The sequence below is a fragment of the Bacillota bacterium genome, from assembly GCA_013178305.1.
GTDB lineage: Bacteria > Bacillota > Sulfobacillia > JABLXB01 > JABLXB01 > JABLXB01.
The window spans coordinates 59,975-80,470 of record JABLXB010000004.1 but is presented as its reverse complement, the minus strand read 5'-3'; the positions used below and the strand labels follow the sequence as shown (position 1 = coordinate 80,470).

The window sequence follows — 20,496 nt, the reverse complement described above, 5'->3', positions numbered from 1 at the left end:
TCTTGAAACGGGTGTTTCGGTGGTCAGGGCACCGGGCTGCGTGTCGCTTTTTTGGCCCTGCGTTGTGGGGCGTTACGACAAATACCACAGACTTCCAGTTGTAGAATCGGGACAGGCTGGATGGCTCAGGCGTACAAGAACCGCGGCCTATCCAAGCACGAGTGGGGCGGTGGTTTCGGGAATGCCGGCTGGAACGGGTAGGGCTCGTGAAGCGGGCGGGAGGGGGTTTGTAGAGCCGGCCGTGCGATTCGCGCGGACGAGCCTTCCCGTGGTGGCGCTCGGGCTGCTCATGGGCCGGGTAACGGTACTCGGTAACCTGTCACCGTTCGGCCTCGCCTTTTTCGCGGCCGTGGAGTTCCTGCTGTCGCAATCTGCGATGGCAGCGGGGGTTTCGGTGGCCATGGGTAGCCTCACGGTCGCTGGCCCTGGCGGGGCAGCCGAGTCGGCAGCAGGGTTGGTACTGGCCTATTTGATGTTTCTGGGAGTCAGGTCGTCGGCGGGCGCCGCGAGGCTCATCAAGACGGCGGCAGGCGCGGGGATAGCGCGCGTGACCGTCAGGTCCGTGATGCTAATCATCGGCGGTTGGAGCCCATACGCCATGTTAGTGGTGGTGTTTGAGGGGCTCCTGTGCGCCACCCTGACCGTGATGTTTGCGCTGGGCTTGCGGGCGATCTGGTCGGGTACTCCCCTGCACAGGGCGTATTCGGCGGAGGAGACCACGCCGGTCGCGATTCTGCTCGCCGCCGCTGTCGCAGGGATCGGCCCAGTCCGGGCGGGACCCCTCCTGCTCAAGAACGCGGTCGGGAGCGCGCTCACCGCCACGGTTGCATACGCCGGCGGAAGCACAGCCGGGGCCGCGGCTGGGGTCGCATACGGGCTGGTCGCGAGCATCTCGGGGACCGCCGCCCCGGTTTACATCGGGGTTCAGGCGCTTTCGGGGCTGGTGGCGGGGATGTTCAGGGACCTCGGGCGTCTCGGCAGCTTCAGCGGGTTCCTCCTCGGCTCTGTGGCGATGAGTCTCTACACCTCCAACGTGGCCAGCCTCGCCCAGTCCATGACGGAGGCGCTCGTGGGCGCTGCTGTCGTGCTGGTGATCCCGGGGGGAGTAACCTCGGCGCTCCGGCGGATGCTTACTCAGGAGCCCGCGGGCGTGGGGGAGCAGGGCAGGGCGCCGGCCGCCGCGACGATCGACGTCGCGATCGCGAAGCTCCGCGGCTACTCCCTCGCTCTCAGGGAGATATCCCGCGCATTCGAACAGGCTTACACGGTTACCCGGGACGAGCAGGACAAGATGCCCAGGATGTTCGGGTCGATCACGTCGAGGGTCTGCGAGAGGTGCACGGATTTCAGGCGATGCTGGGAGGACGAGTTCAGGAGCACTTACAGGTGGATGTTCGACCTGATACGCAAGGCGGCCGGGGGAGCGCCCAGCGCGCCTGGGTCCGGCGGCGCGGGGAACCCCGACGGCGCTCGTTCCGCCGCTTCGTTCAGGTGCCGTTATCCGGAGATGGTCGCGCTTTCCGTCAATCACCTCGGCGAACTCGAAGTGTGCTCGAGGCGGTGGGAGAAGCGGGCGGGTGAGGGCCGCCACGTGCTCGGGGCGCAACTACGTATGGCGTCGCGGTTCATGGACGAGGTTGCGTCCGAACTGCTCAGCGGCGCCCCCGCCGTGGCCCCGCCCGAGCAGAGGCGCATCGGTTGTAGTGTGGGCGTGGCGAAGGCTAACAAGGGCGGAACCGATGTCTCGGGAGACAGCGTCGCGGTGAAGGATCTGAAGAACGGCCGCGTGATGATCGCCCTGAGCGACGGGATGGGCGCGGGACCGGCCGCGGCGGGCGAGAGCGGCGCGGCGCTGGCGCTGGTCGAAACCCTCATGGATGCGGGTTTCGACCGCGAGGCGGCTGTGTCCACCGTCAACTCCGTTATGGTGGCGCGGGCTACGGGGGAAGCGTTCGCCACGCTGGACCTGGCGTTCGTGGACCTTTCCACGGGGGACGCCGAATTCGTCAAGATAGGTGCGTGTCCAAGCTTCATCAGGAGGGGAAACGAGGTGGCGGTCGTCCGCGCGCAGTCCCTCCCCGCCGGGATAATCTCGGACATTCCCGTGGAGACAATCCCGCGGGTGATCCTTCCCAACGACATGCTCGTCATGGTTACGGACGGCGTGCTCCAGGCGAGAAAAGACCCCAACCCCAGGGAACCCTGGGTCGCCTCGTTCGTCTCGAGGTCCAGGTGGGCGTCATCACAGGAGATGGCAGACAGGATACTCGAGCGTGCGCTCGCGGCGTGTAAGGGGGCGGACAAGGAGATCAGGGACGACATGACCGTGGTCGTCGCCCAGTTCCCTCCCGCGTAACGTACGGCAGTCGCGGGGCCGGCGTAAGCCTCAGGTTCCTCCCCCGGTGCGGTCGCGAGGCCGCACCGGTTCGCATTGTACCAGTGTTAGAAGTGCCGCCCGCGGAGGAATACTTATCCTGTGCGGGAAATAGTAACCCCTAGCCTGTTCGAATACTCCGGGGGTATGGCGTCTGGGCTTCTCACCACGGGCTTTTGTCGGCAAAGTAAGGGAGACCATCGTCCGGCACTCCATGGTCCGGCGGGGCGAAAAGGTGCTCGCCGCAGTCTCCGGCGGTCCGGACTCCGTGGCGCTGCTCCTCAGCCTCATGGAGCTCCGCGACGACCTCGGGTTCAGCCTGGCGGCGTGCCACCTCGACCACGGGTTTCGTGGCGAGGAGTCGCGGCGGGACGCCGAGTTCGTGGCCTCGCTTTGCTCGGGCCTCGGGGTGGAGTGCGTAGTTTCGCACGTCGACGTCCCGCGACTCATGAATGAGTGGGGAGCCGGGGCGGAGGAAGCGGGGAGGCGGGCTCGCTACCGCTTCTACGAGGAGACCGCCGCGAGTACAGGCTCGCAGCGGGTCGCGCTCGGGCACACTCTCGACGACCAGGCCGAGACGGTGCTCATGAGGATGATACGAGGGTCCGGCATCGAGGGGTTGGCGGGTATCCCTCCCGTGAGGGGGATGTACTTCAGGCCGCTGCTGAACGTCACGAGGGTGGAAATCGAGGAATATTGCGCCACACGCGGCATTTCGCCGCGTATCGACAGGACGAATCTCGAACCGTTGTACTTCAGGAACCAGGTCCGCCTGCAAGTGATCCCGTCGCTCGAACGCTGGAACCCCAGGCTCAAGGAGGTACTCGCCGGGACGGCGGAGATCCTGCGCGAGGACGACCTGTACCTTGAATCCGCCGCGCGCGGGGCGTCGGAAGCCCTGGCGGAACGCGACGCCGGGGGCGTGAGGATCGACAGGCGCGGGTTCCTCGAACTTCAACGGTCCATCCAGCGGCGCGTTCTCCGCATGGCGGCTCGCGACGCCGTCCTGGGAGGCGCGGCGACAGCTGCACCGGAGGCTTCGTGTATCGATGCGCATGACCCCCTTGGATTCGGGCACGTTGAGGCAGTGATAGGCATGATCGAGTCCGGCAGGGCCGGCGCGAGCCTCGATCTGCCCGGCGGACTGGTGGCGAGACTCGACCGCAATGCCCTCAGGCTGACCCGGTCACCCGGGGGCACATCGGCGGGGTTGCGAAGCCCGGTGCCGCTCAGGGTCCCCGGCGTGACTCATTTGACGGACTTGCGCATGAGCATCGCGGCTGAGATAATACCTGTTGCTGAGGCAGGCCCGCGGGTAGAGGCCAACGATGACCCGCTCAAGGCATACCTGGATTATGCGCTTGTAGAAGGACCGCTGACCGTCCGCTCCCGCGCCGACGGGGACTTTTTCTACCCGCTCGGGCTGAAGGGCGGCAAGAAGGTCGGGGACTTCATGACCTCCCTCAAGGTGCCGCTCGCCGAGCGAGATTCGGTCCCCATCGTGCTGTCGGGAGACCAGATCGCGTGGGTGGGTGGTTACAGGATAGACGAGAGGTTCAAGGTCACGCCTGCCACCACCACCGTACTCGTCCTGACCATCCTGGAGAATGCGAGCGATAACCGCACCCGAACTGGACTGCCGGTTTCGTTGTAACGATGTATGAGTTATGATAGAATTATCCGGCACGCTTGAGAGGAGGGCTGGTGGTTGAACAAGGTGTTCCGGGGGGTAGCGTTCTATCTCCTGCTACTTCTATTGACACTGTCGCTCGCCAACATGCTAACCAGCCCGGGTTCGGCGAAGAAGCACGTCACATACAGCGAATTCACGCGCATGATCGAGGAGAACAAGCTCCAGTCAGTCGTCATCGTCGACGGGAAGAGCGTGACCGGAAAGACGCGTGACGGACAGGAGTTCGAGACGGTCATAATGCAGGACCCCGGACTCGTCGACATGCTCGTGAAGCGGGGTGTGGCGGTCGACATCAAGACCGCGCCGCAGCCACCGTGGTGGATGACCCTCGTCACGAACATACTGCCGGTGATCGTCATCGGCGCGCTGTTCTTCTTCATCCTGCAGCAGACGCAGGGGGGCGGCAGCCGGGTGATGCAGTTCGGCCGGAGCAAGGCGAGGCTGCATTCGCCATCTGACCGGAAGAAGATCACGTTCAGCGACGTGGCGGGGTGCGACGAGGTGAAGGAGGAGCTGCAGGAGGTCGTTGACTTCCTGAAACACCCCAAGAGGTATCTCGAACTCGGTGCCAGGATCCCCAAGGGAGTCCTGCTTTTTGGGGCGCCGGGTACCGGCAAGACCCTGGTAGCCAGGGCAGTCGCCGGCGAGGCCGGGGTGCCGTTCTTCAGCATCAGCGGCTCCGACTTCGTCGAAATGTTCGTCGGCGTGGGCGCGTCGAGGGTGCGCGACCTGTTCGACCAGGCCAAGAAGAACGCCCCCTGCATCGTGTTTATCGATGAGATAGACGCGGTCGGTCGCCAGCGCGGCGCCGGCTACGGCGGGGGCCACGACGAGAGGGAGCAGACCCTGAACCAGCTCCTGGTCGAGATGGACGGCTTCAGCGTGAACGAGGGCATCATCATAGTGGCGGCGACGAACCGGCCGGACGTCCTGGATCCAGCCTTGCTGAGGCCCGGTCGATTCGACCGGCAGATCGTCATCGAGAAGCCCGACCTGAAAGGCCGGGTCGAGATATTCAAGGTACACGCCAGGGGCAAGCCCCTCGACAAGGAAGTAAACCTCGAGACCCTCGCGAAGAGGACTCCGGGGTTCACGGGGGCGGACATCGAGAACATCATGAACGAGGCGGCGCTACTCACGGCCAGGCGCCGGAAGAAGAAGGTCGGCATGAACGAGCTCGAGGAGGCTATCGACAGGGTTATTGCGGGTCCCGAGAAGAAGAGCCGCATCATCAGCGAGCGGGAGAAGAAGGTAATCGCCTACCATGAGGCGGCGCACGCTCTCGTCGCGCGGATGCTCAGGCACACCGACCCTGTGCACAAGGTATCGATCATACCGAGGGGCGGCGCTCTCGGCTACGTGCTGCAGCTGCCCATCGAGGACAGGTACCTCGTGATGCGCGCCGAGATACTCGATCGCGTAACGTCCGCGCTCGCGGGCCGTGCGGCTGAAGAGATGGTGTTCGGCGAGGTATCGACGGGCGCTTCGGACGACCTCGAGAAGGCGACCAAGATGGTCAGGCGCATGATAATGGAATTCGGCATGAGCGAGGAGCTCGGCCCCTTGACCTTCGGAAACAAGCAGGACCAAGTGTTCCTCGGCCGGGACATAGCGAGGGACAGGAACTACAGCGAGGAAGTGGCGGCGGCGATCGACAAGGAGGTACGCAACATCGTGACCTCGTGCTTCGACCGCGCCAAGAGACTGCTCAAGGAGAACGAGAAGAAGCTGAATCTCATCGCCGAGACGCTTATCGAGAGGGAGACTATCGAGGGACCGGAGCTGGAGCGGCTCCTCAACAACGTCGACGCTCCCTCGCCTGCCGCGGTTGTCGGCGAGGCCACCGCTCCGGCGGTATAATCCCCGCGAGGCGGGCCCGGCAACAGCCGGGTATAATCGACTGCGGCCGTTGTCAACATTCTGAGGGTGTCCACTGAGGGCACCCTCAATTGTGACTCGCTACTCATGGACGATACACAACGTGGGCTCAAGACTGCCTCGGGGGGTTGATCTCGTACGAATACTCGATCGGGCCGGCCTTTTCCAGGGTATGGTGTACCGAACAGTACTCCTTCGCAAGGTCGACCGCCCTGGATACCTGTTCCTCCTTCAGGTCCTTCCCCCAGAAGCGACACCTCAGCCGAGCGCCCAGTATCAGGCGGGGTTTATCCTCCGTGAGTAAGCCCTCGACCTCGATAGCCATGTCGTCCACGTCAATCCTCATCTTCTTGAAAATTTCCTCCAAAGTGAGCGCGCTGCATCCACCCAGGCTGGCTATGATCATTTCAACAGGTTTAGGGCCTTCACTACTCATGACGATGCTCTTGCCCGAGGGCAGCGAAGCCTCAAAATCGGCTTGACCTTTACGAGAGACTGCAACGGTTTGTATCAACACTCCAAAGGCCTCCCATTCACGTGTACAGGGTGGAGGATCTTAAGGCCTACGGCATGCGTGCCCCCGGCCATTTCTTGCCCGGTTCAGTCGAAAAGCCCGGTGCTCAGGTATCGTTCGCCCGTATCAGGCAACACCGTCACGATTGTCTTACCATCCCCGAGTTCTTCAGCCAGGGTCAGAGCGGCCCACACGTTGGATCCACTTGAAACACCCACAAGAAGGCCTTCCTCTCTGGCAAGGCGCCGTGCCGTGTTTCTGGCGTCCTCATCCGCCACGGTAATCACCCGGTCAATGACGGAGGTGTTGAGTACGGGAGGGATCATGCCATCGCCAATCCCCTGCTGTATGTGGTTTCCCATCTTTCCTCCCGACAGGACTGCCGCGTTATCCGGTTCCACTGCCACTATGATCACGCCCGGGCACTTTTCCTTGAGAGACTCTCCTACGCCGGTCAGCGAGCCGCCTGTCCCGACCCCCGCCACGAAGGCGGAAATCGGCTCTCCAACCTGTTCCATGATCTCGGGACCGGTGGTCCTTCTATGGATGTCGGGATTGGCGGGGTTCTCGAATTGCTGCGGGATGAATACCCTGGGGTCGTTGTCTCTCAGATCGTAGGCCTTCCTGATACACGCTTCGAACGTTTTCTGCATATCCCCGCAATCCGGGGTCAGCACGATTTGCGCACCATATGCCCTTATGAGGCGCCTCCGCTCGATGCTCATGGTTTCCGGCATAACGATTATGGCCTTATATCCCTTTACCGCCGCAACCATCGCCAGGCCGATGCCCTGGTTACCGCTGGTCGGCTCAACGATGATGCTGTCCGGGTGGAGGAGCCCTCGACGTTCGGCCGCCTCGATCATCCCCAGGGCAGTCCTGCTTTTGATGCTACCGCCCGGGTTCACCGCTTCCATCTTGGCGAGAATGCGTGTTCGGTTTTTCGGCCTTACCCTCCGAAGCTCGACCAGCGGGGTTCCGCCGATTGCTTCGAGCAAGGTGCCGGCGATTCTGGGCACGGGCAATTCCACCTTTCGTGAAAGACCGGGCGCTACTCCGCGCCCAGGTACGTCTTCTTGACCTTCTCGTTTTCCAGCAGGTCTTTCGATATGCCTTCGAACGCCACGGAGCCGGTTTCGAGCACGTACGCCCTGTGAGATATCTCGAGGGCTATCCTGGCGTTCTGTTCGACCAGGAGTATGGGAAGGCCGCCGGCCGCGATTTCGACGATCTTGTCCGCGATCCGTTCTGTCAGCACGGGGGACAAGCCCAGCGACGGCTCGTCCAGGAGAAGCATCCCGGGCTGAGCCATTAACCCTCTGCCGATAGCCAGCATCTGTTGCTCACCGCCGCTGAGAGTTCCACCTGGCTGGAATCGCCTATCTTTCAGCACTGGAAACATGTCATAGACCCTCTCGAGTTCGGCTTTGATGCCCGATCTGTCGCGAAGGCGGTGCGCTCCCATCATCAGGTTCTCCTGGACAGTGAGCGTGGAGAATATCTTGCGCCCTTCAGGTACGTGGATTATTCCCAGGCTGGTTACAGCATGAACCGGCAGGTGATCGATCCTCTTGTTCTCGAAGCGTATTCTGCCTGACTTCACCGGATGCAGGCCCGAGATCGCCCTCAATATGCTCGTCTTTCCCGCCCCGTTGTTGCCGATGAGCGCCACGATTTCCCGCTCACCGACGTTCATCGTGACCTGCCGGACAGCGATATTTTCGCCGTACGCCACTTCGACCTTCGATAGCTCAAGCATGGGAACTACCCTTTCTGTACCCCCTGCCCAGGTACGCCTCGATAACCCTCGAGTCCTGTTGAACCTGGGCCGGAGTCCCCTCCATGATCTTCTCCCCCTGGCTGAGGACCAGGATGGTCTCGCACAGTGTCATAGCGAGTCTCATGTCGTGCTCGATAAGCACGATCGTCTTGCCGGCCTCCTGGTTGATGGCCCTGATCAGATCGGACAGGGATGCCTTCTCCCCGGTGTTGAGCCCCGAGGACGGCTCATCGAGCAGCAGGAGCCTGGGCTGAGTGGCCATCGCTCGAGCGATTTCCAGCCGCCGTTGAAGACCGTACGCCAGGTTCCTGGCCGGTTCATCCTGGAGATGGACGAGGCCCACGAATTCGAGCAACCGCATACTTTCCTGTCGAGTCCACGCTTCTTCGTCCCTGAACCGCCTCGTACGCATGACCGCATCTCTGACGCCGGTCCTCATGCGCGAGTGCAATCCAGTCTGAACATTCTCCAAAACGGTCATGTCGCTCAGTATCCGGATGTTCTGAAAGGTCCGGCTTATTCCGCGTTCGCAAAGCCTGTACGGAGCCAAGCCGGTGCACGGCTTTCCGTCAAAAGCGATAGTGCCTTCCTCCGGCCTTACCAGGCCTGATATTACGTTGAAGAGCGTGGTCTTACCCGCGCCGTTTGGGCCAATCAGGCCGTGGATAGACCCTTCCTTGACATCCGTGCTGACGTTGTTCACGGCGATTAGCCCGCCGAACTTCACGACGATGCCCTTTACAGAGAGGAGGCTCTTTCGGTCCTTGACCTGGGGGTTCATGGTTCTTCACCTGTCTCGAATTCGGGTCCGGTCTTGAGCCGGCGTACCATCCGCCGGAACCTCTCCCTCATGTCCCCTTCCTTCGCGATTATGGCCACTATCATGATGGAGCCTACCAGCACCATCCTGTACAGATCGGCAAACCTCAGCATCTCGGGCAGCAACCCCAGGACTATCGCGCCCGCCACCGGCCCGAAAAGCGTGCCCGCCCCGCCGAGAATCACCATACTGAGCATGGTGACCGAATCGGCCATCGTGAAACTGGGGCTGACGAATGTCATGTAATGAGCGTAAACACTGCCGGCAACCCCGGCGAAGAACGACGACAGCATGAACGCGAATACCTTGTAATAGACGACGTTGATTCCCAGGGACGCCGCTGCAATATCGTCGTTCTTAATGGCCCTTAGCGCCCGCCCGATCCTGGAATTCACGATGTTCCTTATTACGAGCAACTCCGATACCAGAATGGCGAGTGCATAGTAGCCGAACCCTACCTTACTGAGCTCGAACATGCCCATCTCCGCCCCCGGTATTCCGGGCAGACCCATAGGCCCGCTTGTGAGTGAAATCCAGTTTATCTCCACGAGCCGGACGATTTCTCCGAAGCCTATCGTGGCGAGGGCGAGATACATACCCCTCAGCCTCAGGCTGGGCAGGCCCAGCAGGAATCCAGACACCGTGGCGACGACACCGCCCGCGAACAACGTGAGATAGAACGGAACGTGGAGCCTCAGGGCCAGCAACGCGGCGGCGTATGCCCCAATCCCGAAGAATGTCGCGTGGGACAGGTTCGCCAGGTCGGTATATCCTACGGCGATGTTGAGGCTTGACGACAGCATGGCCCAGAGGACCACCATGAAGTATAGGTGTGTCCAGTACTGATTCGGCAAGAGTGGCGGTAGTGCCAATGCCACGGCCAGGGCTGCCGGGGTCAGCCAGCGACTTCTTTTCCAGCGGTTGATGGTGGCACGCAATTCGACGGCCATTATCGCCTCACACTTTCGATATGGTTCTTCCGAGAAGGCCTGCGGGTCTAAGCAGCAGGGTCAGGATCAACATGAAGAATGCTATCGCGTTCGTATACGCGGTCGAGATGTACGCCCCACCGAGGCTCTCGACAAGCCCCATCAACAAGCCTCCAACCACGGCCCCGGGAATGCTTCCGGCGCCTCCCAGGATGACCGCTGTGAATGCCTTGATCCCGATAATCGAACCCATTGTGGGATAGACCGTACCATAGTAGATCGCAATCATGATAGCGGCGATGACGCCGAGGCCCGACCCTATGGCAAAGGTGAGGGAGATCACGTTGTTAACATTCACTCCCATCAACCCTGCGGTGTCCTTGTCTAGGGAGGTAGCCCTCATGACCATCCCCACCCGCGTTTTCTGGACGAACAGGTGGAGGCCGCTCATGAACACGAGCGACAGCAGGAGAATGAGGCCCTGAACCGAGTTGACGGAGGTGTTGAGGATCTGGTACGTATGGATCTCGAATACTTCCGGCATGTGCTTCGGCTCGGTCGTGAACGTGAGCTGCAGCATGGTGGCTATCACGAATGAGAATCCCAGCGAGACGAGTATGGCTGCTAGACGGGACGCCTTCCGGAGGGGGACGTACCCGATCTTCTCCATGAATACGCCGAGAGCGACGCCGCCGGCTATGCCGAACAGCATCGAAGGCAGAAAGCCCCATCCCCAGTTCACGTATGGAAGCCAGGCGAGATATGCACCGACCACGGCAACATCGCCGTGAGCGAAGTTCACGAAAGACAGCACACCAAACACCATGCTGTACCCCAGGGCCAGCAAGGCATATGTCGACCCAAGTGTGAGACCTGCAATCACTTGTTCCAGGAACATAGTACCACTCTTCCTCGAACCTGAGCGGGCCGATGACTGGCGATGGCCCGCTCAGGTCATGGCTTCACATCCGCCCGTCACTTCTTCTTGGGTGTATACTCGACGAATTTCCCGTCCTTTACCTGGACGTATATGGTCGGTACCACGGTATCGCCGTTCTCGTCGAAGCTCAGTTTCCCTAGAGCACCATCGAAGTCCTTAAGATTGGTCAGGTAATTCTTGACCCCTTCACGTGAGACACCGCTCTTCTTGAGCGCTTCGATGATCATCATGGCGGCATCGTATCCGGCCGGGGCTATCACGTTCGGCTCGACGGAGCTCCCATCACCCTTGTACCTGTTCGCATACTTGTCGAAGAATGCCTTGAGGCTTGGCCTGATATTGTCGGGGTGGAACATCGCGTTGCCGATGGCTCCCTCCATGGCCTTGCCTCCAAGCCTGATGACATCGGGATTGTATACGCCCGCGCCGACAAGCTGTGGCTTGTATCCGACCGCGTGGCACTGCTTCATGAAGAGCGCGAGGTCAGACTGGTCGAGATGCCCGTAGATCGCAGTGGCGCCGGCCTTACGGAACTTCGCGATAATAGTCCCGAAGTCTTTGGTCTCGTCGAGCATGAACGACTCGGCCGAAACGGGCCTGATCCCTGCTTTCTCGAGGGTCTTGACCGCGACGTCATAGCCCCCACGGCCGTAGTCGTTATTCTCATACAGGATACCGATCTTCTTGTATCCCTCGTCAATCAGCAGCTGAACATTGAAGCGAACATTGTGCTCGTCCGTGTTGCACACCCTGAACGTGTAAGGACCCGCTTCGGTCACTTTGGGCGAACTCGACGTCGCGGTAATCTGGACCAGGCCGCCCTTGTTATAGATCGGCGCGGATGCAAGCGTGCACGAGCTGTTGAGGTGACCCACCACGGCCACCACCGTGGGATCTGAGACGAACATATTGGCGATTGCCGCCGCTTCCTTCGGGTCCGCGCGATCATCCATGGCCACGAGCTCGATCATCACGCCGTTGATTCCACCGGCCTTGTTGGCCTCTTCGATCGCCAGCTGCACGCCCTTCTTTACCCAGGTGCCCAGTTGCGCGGGACCACCGGTCAGCGCTCCTGCGTTGCCGATCTTGATGGTCTTCGGCACCTCGGGTTTGGCCGCCGGAGCTGCCGGAGGTTGTGGCGCAGCTCCAGGCGTGGCCTCGGGTTTCTTCTGAACGCACCCAACGGCCAGCATGCTCACCAGCGCCAGGAGAACCACTGCCAGTCTTACCGTACTGCTTCTCATTTCTTCCTCCCCCTTTGTTTTCGTCAAGAGTGCGTTGACCTCGACGCGGTAAATCGAGCCGTTTGCGGATGTCAAGAGGCGATTCGTTTGAGGAGAGCATTGAGGCTCTCCATGTCCGGGGTGACTATATGTGGCGATGGCGCCCACGGTTCTATCGCGTCAGGATCGTTCAACCCTTCTCCCGTAATGGACGCAACAACTATGTCCTCACGTGAAAGACGCGATTCGCTCACCAGTCTGATTATCGCAGCTACGCCCACCGCGCCCGCCGGTTCCACGAACAATCCTTCCTTGCGGGCCAGCAGCGCCTGTGCCTGAAGGATGAGTTCTTCCGAGACTCCGGCTACGCCGCCATGAGATTGCTCGGCCACCTCCAATACACGCTTGCCCCCGATTGACGGGTCGCCGACTGCTATTGACGTTGCCACTGTGAGCGCCGGCGCCACTGGACGGACGTCGCGGTCCCCCCGTTCGAACGCGCGAGCAATGGGGCCGCACGCCTCCGGCTGCGCGCCAAAGACCGCCGGCTTACCGCTACACCACCCGAGCGCCTCAAGCTCGAGGAACCCCCGCCATGCCGAAACCAAGCCGTTACCGAAGCATGTGGGCATCACCACCACGTCAGGCACTGACCAGTCAAGGCTCTGGCACACCTCATGGGCGAGCGTTTTCTTTCCCTCCAGCCGGAACGGGTTGATGAGCCCGTTGCAGTCGTACCAGCCGTACGCCTGGCGAGCCTCGAGGTACAAGGCCTCCACCTCAGAATACGGTGCATCTACATGTATGAGCATGGACCCATATGAGCGGCACTTGGCGAGCCGTGCTGACCTGCCGCCTGCCACGAACACCACTGCTTGAAGTCCGGCGCGGGCGGCGTATGCGCTGAGCGAGGCAGCCGCGTTTCCGCTGGACACTATCGACACGGAGCTGAAGCCGAACTCGAGCGCCTTCAGAACGACGAGCGGCATGGAGCGGTCCTTGAGGGAACCCGTGGGGAATCTCGTTTCGTCCTTGAAGAAGAGGTTATCAAGCCCAAGGTACTGTCCAAGGTGCCTCGCATGAATGAGCGGAGTAACAGACTCACCCAGGGACACACGAGGAACCAGCTCGGGTTTTTCGATTGGCAAGAATTCGAGCCAGCGCTCCATTATCCCCTGTGGCCGGCACTGGAAATCCCGCCGGTTCAGGCTTTCCTTCATTCTGTCAATGTCAAACACCACCTGCAAGTAGCCGTTGCACTTGGCGCAGGCGTAACGGTGCTCTCCCGCCGGGTACGTGCTCCCGCAACTGACGCATTCCAGGTGCTTAACGAATCCCAACTGCAGTTCCTCCTTTTCCCATCCCTGCGATGTCATTCCCCATTGATATCAGCGCGTGGGCTACGATATCTGCCGTCACCTTGAGGTCATTGGCATTCACATGTTCGGGTAGATCCTCGTCAGTGTGAACGCGAGGGTCGTCTGGTTTAAAAAGCCAGGACGCAGGAATACCAGCGTCAAGAAGCGGACCGGTGTCAGCCAGGCCTATCGATATCTCGTACGAATCCAGATGGTAATTCAAGGACGCAGCGCTCCTGGCAAGATACTCGTTGATGCGTGCGCTGGTACGGCTCCGCTTATCGCCAGTGACTATGCGGAGATTGCTTCCCACCGAGATCATGTCAAGATTGATCGCCCCAAGAACCGTGTGAGAGTTGCCCTTCAGGTGCTCCCTCGCATACTGGGCCAGGCCGATGCCGCCGCCTTCTTCCGCCGCCGAAAACATCGCACGCAGGCCGAATGGTAGGGGTTGATCGCGAAACGCGCGCATGATCTCGAGCACTGCCGCCATGCCGGAAGCGTTATCGTTTGCCCCGGGGCTTATGTGAGTGGTATCCCGGTGGGCTACAAGCATGAAAACGCGCCCACTGCCATCAGTCCCCGGTATCTCCATGAACAGGTGGTCACTGTATCCGGGTTCGCCGGCTACGTCACAGTCGAGGCGCACGACGACAGGACCTTCCTGGCAGGCCCGGCGCAGCCGCTGACCGTCTTCATACGACACGCAAACGACCGGCATTGACGCCGGTTCCGCTGTAAGTCCCCATGCGGCGAGCTTCCCGCCCGGGTGGGCGTGTATCCAGATCAAGCCTGCGACGCCGAAGTGGCGCGCGATCGACAGTTTCTCCGACGAATCCAGCCCCCAGGTTTCCTGCAGCGCGATTTTTCCGGCTGCGTTGTTGCCAGCGTAATCGGATTCGCGTCCGTAGCCGGCATATACGACCTCTGCCGTCAGACCGCCGGGGGGAGCGGCTCCGGTCCTGTCCTGGGGCATGCAAAGCACGGTTCCTGGCGCCGGAGCGATACACTCGAGAGTAGCTGAATGTGGCACAAACTTTGAAACGCGGCAGGGCACGGTCCAATGATCGATACCCCACTCGTCAGCCAGTCTGATAATATAGTCGAGAGATGCCCTATCACCTTGCGTACACGGGTTACGAGGACCGAAAGACGCAAGGCGGGTCACGTGTTCAAGAATCCGGGGTGCATCGAGTTTCCTGACGATGTCGTACGTATGCATACCGACGTTCCACCACACCAGACGAGTTTTGAGGTAACGACGCCGGCAGCGGTAGAACAACGCCATCCGGCACGGCTTGACACAATAGGCACAATGTGTTTCTATTGTTATGTTTAGTGGGCTATGTTCAACGGACTTGGCCGAATTCCTTCCGCGTTTCTGTGAGAGTGAGAAATTGTCTCTCGGAGGGGACCATCCTAATAGGCAAGGTCCTTTGCTAATGCCGGGAACTGGGGGAATCCTGTTGATCGACACCAACTTATTGCAGGAATGGCAGATCAACAGAAGTCTACCTACGCCTCTATGCAAGCAGCTGGCAATGAACATCCGCTGGAGTATCTCGACCGGCAAGCTTGTGTCCGGGATGGTGCTACCCCCTGTACGTGACCTCGCGCGCCATCTCAGCCTCAGCGTCCATACCGTGCGCAGTGCCTACAAGATCCTCGAGGAAGAGGCGCTTGTCGTTGCCCGTCCGAAGCGGGGCACCGAGGTAATCGGCAGCCCAAATGCGGGCAATGATGTCCTCGCTCCCCCCGTTGGCGGCCAGGTAGAGGACGTTTTGTTCCGGGCCGTGTTACGAGCGGTGTCAAGCGGATACACCATTCAAGAGTTGAGGACCGTGTTCGAGAAGGTGCTGGACAGGGCGGTTCTGAACCCACGCAGCTGCGTGGCATTCGTTGAGTGCACGGCTTTTGATGCGGAGAAGCTGGCGGATCAGCTCTCGCGGGAACTCGATGTTCTGGTAGAGCCCGTGGTCCTCGATCACCTTCAAAGCTGGCTTAATCTAGAGGTCGGCGTCTCCAAGGCGCCCAAGGCGATTGCGACTACATTCTTCCACTATGCGACAGTGCTGCGCGAAGTCCAGAAATACAACATACCAGTGTTCGGAGTGGTAGTTGAGAGCGACCCACAGACAATCGAACAGGTCTCCACTATGCCGCCAGCAAGCAGGCTCGGCGTGGTCTGTCGCCGCGAAGACTCGACGCAGTATTTACTCAACAGGGTCAACGATATCGTGAGGAACGGCGCTCAAGTAAGGACTGCACATTTGCACGAGACCGAGGAGCTGAGAAACCTGCTGGCCTGGGGCGATGCTTTCTTCGTTACTCAGCCCTGCAAGGCTACGGTTGAGAAACTGGCGCCGGGAGCGAACATCTTCTTGTTTTACGATAGGATTAACGACCAGTCCGTCGCTATGCTTCGTCAGTATGTGGAGGGTCTGTGTCCTCACACTCAGTTGCAGGCGAATGAGAACCCAACCCCATCCACACAGGATTGATCTGATAGGCGTTAGAGACTGAAAGTCCACTGACAAGGTGGGCTTTCCTATTTCAACAGGAATATCCTGCAGTAGAAGCGAATTAGGCCGGGGTGCTGCCGGATATTCACGTGACGCCTAGACACACTAAGGCACACCAAGGTACGTAGGACAATTAGGTCGCTTCTGGAGGAACTCTGATGGTTGGCGACTTCTTCCCTGCCACGCTTTCGAACGGAGTCAGGGTCTACATATATCCTACGAGCAAGTTCAAGACCAACACCGTAAAGGTATTCCTTCACAACAGGCTCGGCCGGGATACTGTCACCCATATGGCGCTTGCCCCCATGGTGTTGAAACGCGGGTGCAGCGGGCTGGAGACCAGGAAGGAGATCGCGCGGCACCTGGACGACATGTACGGCGCGCGGTTCGACGCCGGCGTGTTCAAGCTCGGCGAGCACCACATGATGCAGCTCGGCCTCGAGGTCGTGAACCACAAGTACGTCGGCGCCGGCGAGGATCTGCTGGCACGCGGGCTGGATTTCCTGAGGCGGGTGACCCTGGAGCCGGTCACGTCGGGGGCGACTGGAGGAGCGGCTGGGGGAGAAACCGGCCCGTCATTCAAGAGAGAGTACGTCGAGCAGGAGAAGGACGTCCTCACGCGCGAGATCGCGGGGATCATCAACGAGAAGTCACGGTACGCCGTGGTGCGCTGCGTGCAGGAGATGTGCGGTGGTGAACCGTTCGGGCTCCACGAGCTGGGCGTTGCCGAGGACATCCCGTCCATAGACGGCGCCTCGTTGTATGGACTCTACAAGGAATCCCTCGAGACCAACCCGGTCGACGTCTGTGTGATAGGCGACGTGGACCGTGAGTACGCCTTCGACCTCGTGGAACGCGCGTTCAGCTTCGACCGGCGAGGCGGTGGGGAGATCCCCGGCACGATAAGGAAGAAGGCACCGGGTGAGCCGCGGTTCGTCACGGAACGACAGGCTGTGAACCAGGGCAAGCTCTGCCTCGGTTACAGAGTGGACGCCTCACCGAGGGAGGACCTGTACCCGCTCATGTTCTACGACGGCGTATTCGGCGGGTTCGTGCACTCCAAGTTGTTCACCAACGTCAGGGAAAAGGCCAGCCTGGCGTATTATGCGAGTTCCACGTACAACCCGGTCAAGGGGCTCCTCCTGGTTACCTCGGGAATCGACGTGGATAAGAAGGACCAGGCATTCGACATCATCTGCCGGCAGGCCGAGGACATCAGGAAGGGCGACGTCAGCGACGAGGAGATGGACTACACCCGCAAGGCGCTGGTAAACCGGCTGCGCTCGTGGGAGGACAATCCCGCTTCGATAATCGCCTCGTTCCTGGAGCTCCTCGCCCTGGGAAGGCCCGAGACCCTCGACGAGCGGATCGCCGCCGTCATGGAGGTCACGAAGGACCAGGTGATCGAGGCCGCATCCAGGGTGGATCTCGACACGGTGTATTTTCTCACCAACAAGTGAAGGGCTGGCAGGGGGTTGGACCGATTGCAGGGTGACAGGATCGTGAGCGAAACGCTTGATGAACGCATCCACGTAAGGCGGCTGGACAACGGTCTGCCGGTCTACGTTATGCCGAAGAAGGACTACAACAAGAAGTATGCGACGTTCGCCACGAAGTACGGCTCGATCGACAACCGTTTTGAGGACCCCCGGACCGGCAGTGTGGTCGAGGTCCCCGACGGCATAGCCCACTTCCTCGAGCACAAGCTTTTCGAGGAGGAGCACGGTAATATATTCCAGGAGTTCGCGGAGCTCGGCGCCTCCGCCAACGCCTACACCACCTACACCAGCACGACCTATCTTTTCTCGACGACCGACAACTTCTACGAGTGTCTCCGGATACTCCTCGGCTTCGTACAGCGGCCCTATTTCACGGACGAGAACGTAGAGAAAGAGAAGGGCATCATCGAGCAGGAGATCCGCATGTACGAGGACATGCCCGAGGTTAGGGTCGGATCGAACCTGATGAGGGCGCTGTACCACTCCCACCCGGTCCGCATCGACGTGGTGGGCACGGTGGACTCCATACGGCGGATCACCAAAGAGATGCTGTACCTGTGTTACGAGACGTTCTACTGCCCGGAGAACATGGCCGTGTTCGTCGTGGGCGCCGTCGAACCGGAACGCGTATTCGACGAGGTAGCAGCCCTCGTTGACGGCCGGGACAGGGCCCGGCGCGGCGAAATCAGGCGGCTCTATGGAGATGAACCGGACGGCGTCAAGGAAGGCACAGTGATCCAGGACATGGTCGTGGCCACCCCGCTCATCGAGATCGGATTCAAGGATGTGGCGGGTGGAGTTCGCGGCTTCGACCTTCTGAAGACGGAAGTGGCTTCGCGTGTCCTCCTCGAGGCGCTGTTCGGCCGCGGATCTGATCTGTATTCCGAGCTATATGAGGAAGGGCTCGTGGATGAGAAGTTCGGCGCGGCTTACGAGTCCGAGCTGGAGTTCGCGGGCTCGTTTGTCGGCGGCGAATCGAAGGACCCCGAGGCGCTGCACTCGCGGATCATGGACCACCTTTCGAAAGCCCGCGAGGTGGGACTGCGCCACGAGGACATTGAACGGGCCAGGCGCAGGATGATCGGCGAGTTCGCATCACTGTTCAACTCGCCTGAGAAGGTCTCTTACAGGTTTAATCAGCACCTCTTCAAGGGAGCGGACCTGTTCAGCTACATGCGCGCGCTTCGCGAGTTGACCCCGGGGACGGTGGAGAGACGCCTGGGCGAGCACCTGATCGACTCAAGGCACGCCGTTTCGATCATTCGACCGAGATAGTGTTTCGGGAGGGACCGGATTGGACCTGATATTGCTTGATGGCCGGAGTCTGACCGTCGGAGACGTCGTATCCGTCGCCCGCGGCGGGCTCAGGGTAGAAGTGTCGCCCGCCGCCGCCGAGAGGGTGAACGTCTCCAGGACCGTCGTGGAGCGGGCCTTGACCGAGGGTCGCGCTGTCTACGGCGTGACCACGGGTTTCGGGAAACTCAGCGAGGTCACGATCGACCCCGGGCAGGTGCAGGCCTTACAGGAAAACCTGATCGTGAGCCATTGCGCCGGGGTTGGACAACCCCTCGACGCCGAGTACGTCAGGGCGACAATGCTCCTGAGGGCGAACGCCCTCGCCGTCGGCAATTCGGGCGTCCGGCTCACCACCCTCAATACCCTCGTAGACATGCTGAATGCCGGAGTGCACCCCATTGTTCCGGAGAAGGGTTCCCTCGGCGCAAGCGGCGACCTGGCGCCGCTCGCTCATCTTTGTTCCGTGATGATCGGCCGCGGCGAGGCGGTTTACCAGGGGCGGAAGATGGACGGGCTCTCGGCGCTACGAGCCGCGGGCATTGAGCCGGTCAGGCTGGAAGCCAAAGAAGGGCTGGCGCTCATAAACGGGACCCAGATAATGACGGCGATCGGGTGCCTGGTGGCCCACGATGCCTGCGTTCTTCTCAAGACGGCCGACGTCGCCGCCGCGTTGACGCTCGAGGCCCTGCGCGGTATCCCGGACGCGTTCGACGAATTGATCGTATCCGCGAGGCCACACGCCGGCGCGCGCGAGTCCGCCGCGAACGTCAGGACGCTCACGAAGGGTAGCGGACTCACTACTGCCCCGGGCGAGAAGCGGGTGCAGGACGCTTACGCGCTGAGGTGCGTCCCGCAGGTCCATGGCGCCTCGAGGGACGCCGTACGCCACGTCGTTTCGGTGCTCGGGACGGAGATTAACTCCGCCACGGATAACCCCCTGATATTCCCCGCGACCGGCGAGACCGGGGATGGCGGACGCCCCGGTGGCGCCGTGGGTGGCGCGGCGGGCGGGACGATAATCTCCGGCGGGAACTTCCACGGGCAGCCGGTGGCGCTCGCCATGGATTACCTCGGTATCGCGGTCTCCGAGATCGCCAACATATCGGAACGGCGCATCGAGCGGATGGTCAACCCCGCGTTGTCAGGGGGACTCCCACCATTCCTCGTCGTCAGGAGCGGCCTCAACTCCGGATTTATGCTGGTCCAGTATACCGCAGCCGCGCTGGTGTCGGAGAACAAGATCCTGGCGTCCCCGGCCAGCGTCGACTCCATCCCGTCCTCGGCAAACCAGGAAGACCACGTGAGCATGGGCACGATCGCGGCCAGGAAAGCCAGGGAGATACTGTGGAACGCGGCCTGCGTGGTGGCGATGGAACTGCTCACGGCCGCGCAGGCGGCCGAGTTCTGCGGGCCGGAGAGGCTCGGGGCCGGGACCAGGGCGGCGTACGACCTCGTGCGGTCGAGGGTGCCCTTCCTCGAAGTGGACAGGCCCCTGACGCCTGACATCGAGGCCGTTCGCGACATGATCCGCAGCGGCGCTGTGGTTGAGGCCGTGGAGAAGGCGGCCGGGCCGATGGCGTAGCCGCCACGCGTGGACCACAGCGAACCTGAACCGTACTAAGGGCCCACCTGCTGGAATAGCGCTGGAGTAGACAGACTAACCGGCAGCG

16 protein-coding genes are annotated in these 20,496 nt (G+C 61.1%); 7 read left to right on the top strand and 9 right to left on the bottom strand.

The genetic code is table 11. The annotated features are described in order from the left end of the window. Window positions 1–181 precede the first annotated feature (181 nt). From HPY55_10335 to HPY55_10325, 3 genes are all read left to right on the top strand, one after another. A complete protein-coding gene (locus HPY55_10335) occupies window positions 182–2,356 on the top strand; it encodes a SpoIIE family protein phosphatase (protein ID NPV71026.1) in 2,175 nt (724 codons plus the stop codon). Between the two features lie 253 nt (window positions 2,357–2,609). After that, a complete protein-coding gene (gene tilS / locus HPY55_10330) occupies window positions 2,610–4,028 on the top strand; it encodes a tRNA lysidine(34) synthetase TilS (protein NPV71025.1) in 1,419 nt (472 codons plus the stop codon). A gap of 54 nt (window positions 4,029–4,082) precedes the next feature. Next, window positions 4,083–5,927 (top strand): ATP-dependent metallopeptidase FtsH/Yme1/Tma family protein, encoded by a 1,845-nt coding sequence (locus HPY55_10325; protein NPV71024.1) that lies wholly within the window; start codon window positions 4,083–4,085, stop codon window positions 5,925–5,927. 127 nt (window positions 5,928–6,054) lie between these two features. On the opposite strand, the gene HPY55_10320 is transcribed toward HPY55_10325, so the two are convergent. From HPY55_10320 to HPY55_10280, 9 genes are all read right to left on the bottom strand, one after another. Further along, window positions 6,055–6,462 carry an OsmC family protein gene (locus HPY55_10320; protein NPV71023.1) on the bottom strand — a complete coding sequence of 136 codons (408 nt, stop codon included), beginning with the start codon at window positions 6,460–6,462 and terminating at the stop codon, window positions 6,055–6,057. 83 nt (window positions 6,463–6,545) lie between these two features. Then, complete coding sequence (gene cysK / locus HPY55_10315; protein ID NPV71022.1) at window positions 6,546–7,478, bottom strand: cysteine synthase A; 933 nt, start codon at window positions 7,476–7,478, stop codon at window positions 6,546–6,548. A 32-nt stretch (window positions 7,479–7,510) separates the two neighbouring features. Next, the gene (locus tag HPY55_10310) at window positions 7,511–8,218 is read right to left on the bottom strand and encodes an ABC transporter ATP-binding protein (GenBank protein ID NPV71021.1); all 708 of its coding nucleotides are present in this window, start codon (window positions 8,216–8,218) and stop codon (window positions 7,511–7,513) included. Then, a complete protein-coding gene (locus HPY55_10305; GenBank protein NPV71020.1) occupies window positions 8,211–9,020 on the bottom strand; it encodes an ABC transporter ATP-binding protein in 810 nt (269 codons plus the stop codon). Before HPY55_10305 ends, HPY55_10310 begins: the two co-directional genes overlap by 8 nt. Next, on the bottom strand, window positions 9,017–10,009 hold the full coding sequence (locus HPY55_10300; GenBank protein ID NPV71019.1) for a branched-chain amino acid ABC transporter permease: 993 nt from the start codon (window positions 10,007–10,009) through the stop codon (window positions 9,017–9,019). Before HPY55_10300 ends, HPY55_10305 begins: the two co-directional genes overlap by 4 nt. A 7-nt stretch (window positions 10,010–10,016) precedes the next feature. Next, a complete protein-coding gene (locus HPY55_10295) occupies window positions 10,017–10,886 on the bottom strand; it encodes a branched-chain amino acid ABC transporter permease (protein NPV71018.1) in 870 nt (289 codons plus the stop codon). Between the two features lie 77 nt (window positions 10,887–10,963). Beyond that, window positions 10,964–12,172 carry an ABC transporter substrate-binding protein gene (locus HPY55_10290; protein ID NPV71017.1) on the bottom strand — a complete coding sequence of 403 codons (1,209 nt, stop codon included), beginning with the start codon at window positions 12,170–12,172 and terminating at the stop codon, window positions 10,964–10,966. A 71-nt stretch (window positions 12,173–12,243) separates the two neighbouring features. Beyond that, the gene (locus HPY55_10285) at window positions 12,244–13,491 is read right to left on the bottom strand and encodes a threonine synthase (GenBank protein ID NPV71016.1); all 1,248 of its coding nucleotides are present in this window, start codon (window positions 13,489–13,491) and stop codon (window positions 12,244–12,246) included. Further along, on the bottom strand, window positions 13,478–14,485 hold the full coding sequence (locus tag HPY55_10280; GenBank protein ID NPV71015.1) for a M20/M25/M40 family metallo-hydrolase: 1,008 nt from the start codon (window positions 14,483–14,485) through the stop codon (window positions 13,478–13,480). The genes HPY55_10285 and HPY55_10280 overlap by 14 nt, the downstream gene beginning before the upstream one ends. A 490-nt stretch (window positions 14,486–14,975) precedes the next feature. Here HPY55_10280 and HPY55_10275 point away from each other — a divergent pair, with 490 nt between their 5' ends. The 4 genes from HPY55_10275 to hutH all read left to right on the top strand — a co-directional run bounded on the left by HPY55_10275 (window position 14,976) and on the right by hutH (window position 20,408). Continuing rightward, window positions 14,976–16,010 carry a GntR family transcriptional regulator gene (locus HPY55_10275; protein NPV71014.1) on the top strand — a complete coding sequence of 345 codons (1,035 nt, stop codon included), beginning with the start codon at window positions 14,976–14,978 and terminating at the stop codon, window positions 16,008–16,010. A gap of 179 nt (window positions 16,011–16,189) precedes the next feature. Continuing rightward, a complete protein-coding gene (locus tag HPY55_10270) occupies window positions 16,190–17,491 on the top strand; it encodes an insulinase family protein (GenBank protein NPV71013.1) in 1,302 nt (433 codons plus the stop codon). Between the two features lie 24 nt (window positions 17,492–17,515). Next, window positions 17,516–18,805 (top strand): insulinase family protein, encoded by a 1,290-nt coding sequence (locus HPY55_10265; GenBank protein ID NPV71012.1) that lies wholly within the window; start codon window positions 17,516–17,518, stop codon window positions 18,803–18,805. 19 nt (window positions 18,806–18,824) lie between these two features. Beyond that, window positions 18,825–20,408 carry a histidine ammonia-lyase gene (hutH, locus tag HPY55_10260; GenBank protein ID NPV71011.1) on the top strand — a complete coding sequence of 528 codons (1,584 nt, stop codon included), beginning with the start codon at window positions 18,825–18,827 and terminating at the stop codon, window positions 20,406–20,408. Window positions 20,409–20,496: the final 88 nt, after the last annotated feature.